A 2,836-nucleotide genomic window follows, 5' to 3' on the forward strand; every position below is an offset into this window, starting at 1 on the left:
TTCCGGGCCGAGCGACTGCAGCGACAAGGTAACCGCATTACCGGCGTCATCGCCCGCGGGGAAAATGCTGACGGTCGCCCGATCAACCTGAGCCTGACCTGCCAGCAAACCATTGTTGCCATGGGCAGCCTGTTCACCCCCCTGTTCCTGCGACAACAGGGAGTCCGCAACCCTCATCTGGGTCGCCACCTGACGCTGCATCCGGCGGGCGTGGTCAATGCCCTGTTCCCGGACCGGGATCTTGCCAACAGCCGCAGCATCCCCCAGGGCTACGGTGTCTCAGACTGGGAAGAGCAGGGACTGATGTTCGAGGGTGGCACCATTCCCCTGGCCGGCCACAGTCTGCTCAATCCCCTGGTTGGCCAGGACTGGGTGCGCTTTACCGAAGACTATCCGCACACTGCCTATTTCGGCTTCATGATCCGCGACACCAGCGAGGGGCGGGTTCGTCGGGGCCCGCGCCGCGGGCTGCCGCTGATCCGCTACCACATGAACCGACAGGATTTTGCCCTGTTCAAACGCGGCATCCATGCCCTGGCCTGCTGGTATCTGGATGCCGGTGCCGAACAGGTGCTGATTCCCGGTCTGAATCGTATCGTTCGCATCCATAACCGCACCGAGCTGGAACGCTTTTTGCGCTCTCCCCTGAAACCCACGGACTTCCTGATCAGCGCCTATCACCCCCTGGGCACGGCCCGCATTGCTGCTTCGCCCCGGGACGGGGTCTGTGACAGCCGTCATCGGGTATTCGGCTACCCGGGCTTGTCTGTGATGGATGGCGCCAGCGTCCCCACCAGTTTGGGTGCCAACCCCCAGGTGACAATCATGGCCATGGCCAGCCGGGCCGCCAACATGATGGCCCGGGAACTGCTCAACGACACAGATTACACCCATACACCACCACAAGGAGAATACGCATGACTCTGGGCCTGTTACTCAAGGAACGCATGAGCGGCTGGCTGCGACTGGACGATCCGGGCCACCAGCAACCCTTCGCCTTCCAGATCCGCGCCTTTACCACCCGTATCTTCAGCGTCAGCGCCCCCCGTTACTTTCGCGGCACCGTTACCCTGGACGGGCAGGACTTCTCCTGCGAAGGGGAACTGACCATTCATCTGAGCGGCCCCCATTACTGGCTCAATTTCAGCCACCCAACGCTGGGAATGCTGCGAGTGGAAGGCAAGAAACACTACGGTCGCAACGGCCTGCTCGCTTCCTTGATCACCTGCCCGATGACGGTCTACCGGAACCAGCAGGCCATTGGCCAGGCGGAAGTGGCCTATCGGGAAAGCATGCTGGCCTTTCCGTTCACCGCCTTACGGCTGGTGGACGAACAACAGGCTTACCAGCAAGATCATGGCGTCAGCTCCTCCCGTTGATCAGCCACCGCAAGGAGTACCCGATGATTCCCTACTACGGCCTGCAGGCCCCTGCCGAGGGCGGCCATTACGAATCCTGGTTTGTACGCGCCAATCACCCGCACAAGCCCCAGGCCATCTGGATTCGCTACACCCTGTTCCGCGCCCAGGATCAGCGCCCGGCCCTGGGGGAAGTGTGGGCGGTATGGAGTGATGGCAGCCGCCAGCGGACCCATGCCTTCAAGGAGGAATTTCCTCTGCAAGAGTGCCGGTTCAGCACCTCACAGATGCAAGTGGATGCTGGCAACAACCACCTGGCGCCAGGTGTTCTGCAGGGACAACTGCAACAGGGCAGCGACCAATTGTGCTGGGATCTGCACTACGATGACGGAGAGGCACCGCTGCTGTTTCTGCCGGAGCGCTTCTACCAACGCTCTCTTCCCAAGGCCAAGTCCCTGGTCAGCCGCCCCCATATCCGCCTCAGCGGCACCCTGAGCCTGAATGGGAAAACCCTTGTGCTGGATCATTGGCCCGGCAGTGAAAACCATAACTGGGGCAGCCAGCACACTGACCGCTATGCCTGGGGCCAGGTGGCGGGTTTCGATAATGCCCCGGACGCCTTTCTGGAATGTGCCACTGCCCAGGTAAAGCTGGGCCCACTGTACAGCCCGCAATTGTCCATTGCCGCCCTGCGACTGGATGGAGAAACCCTGCTTTTCAACAGTCTGTCACGGGCGGTGCGGGCCAACGCGCACTACCGCCCTTTCCAGTGGAGCCTGCACACCCGGAACGGCAATGCCGAATTGGGCATCAGCATGACGACGATAGCGGACCGGGTGGCTGCGCTCACCTACTACAACCCACCTGGCGGCAACAAGATTTGCCTGAACAGCAAACTGGCCAGCGTCAACGTGACCCTGACCCGCCGCGGACGCCCGGAACGGGTGCTGCACAGTGCCCATGGCGGGGCGTTTGAAATTCTGACCGACCGGTTGCCGGCGGGGATGACTCTGCAGATTTAGGACCGTGAGGACGACGCTGGCTTACAGGTACTTCATCAGGCGCGAGTGACGAAGTACGACTATCGAAAGGCAAACCCGTATTACTTTTCGCGACGCGTACCTCGTCACTCGCTGCCGGCCGGCAGGGTAGCACTGGCACTGCATCCGCCGACTCAACGTTGCGGTTCATCCCGCGTCGTTTTGCCCCTGCCGGGCCAAAACCGGCGCCAGCGCCGGCGGCGAATAGGCCGGCCCTTTGAGCACCTTGCCGCGCTCGTCTTTCACCGGTTTGCCATCCGCACCCAGCTTGCTCATATTGCTGCGATGCACTTCCTCGCAAGTGGCGTTCAGGTCAATGCCGAAGGTATGCCCGGCTCCATACGTCACGTAATTGATATCGGTGAGCGCATCAGCCACTTCCACCAGGTCCACCCGGAAACCACTCAGCGACGCCAGTTGTTCTCTGGCAGCCGCCAG

Annotated in this window: 3 protein-coding genes and 1 pseudogene; 3 read left to right on the forward strand and 1 reads right to left on the reverse strand. The window is 61.7% G+C overall.

What is annotated here, in order from left to right; genetic code table 11:
- The 3 genes from A3714_RS02435 to A3714_RS02445 all read left to right on the forward strand — a co-directional run.
- On the forward strand, positions 1-921 hold a 921-nt coding region (locus A3714_RS02435; RefSeq protein WP_197463347.1), incomplete at its 5' end, for a GMC oxidoreductase.
- Positions 918-1,379 (forward strand): hypothetical protein, encoded by a 462-nt coding sequence (locus A3714_RS02440; protein WP_063509875.1) that lies wholly within the window; start codon positions 918-920, stop codon positions 1,377-1,379. The genes A3714_RS02435 and A3714_RS02440, both read left to right, overlap by 4 nt.
- 23 nt (positions 1,380-1,402) lie before the next feature.
- On the forward strand, positions 1,403-2,380 hold the full coding sequence (locus A3714_RS02445) for a tocopherol cyclase family protein (protein WP_063509876.1): 978 nt from the start codon (positions 1,403-1,405) through the stop codon (positions 2,378-2,380).
- Between the two features lie 165 nt (positions 2,381-2,545).
- Here the strand turns inward: A3714_RS02445 and A3714_RS02450 are convergent.
- Positions 2,546-2,836 (reverse strand): annotated as a pseudogene (locus tag A3714_RS02450) (nucleoside triphosphate pyrophosphohydrolase family protein); the annotation flags it as partial.

The sequence above is a fragment of the Alcanivorax sp. HI0007 genome (assembly GCF_001635525.1).
GTDB lineage: Bacteria > Pseudomonadota > Gammaproteobacteria > Pseudomonadales > Alcanivoracaceae > Alcanivorax.

Coding starts and splice junctions, on each gene's coding strand:
- A3714_RS02440 (WP_063509875.1), top strand. CDS start 918: ATGACTCTGGGCCTGTTACTCAAGGAACGCATGAGCGGCTGGCTGCGA.
- A3714_RS02445 (WP_063509876.1), top strand. CDS start 1,403: ATGATTCCCTACTACGGCCTGCAGGCCCCTGCCGAGGGCGGCCATTAC.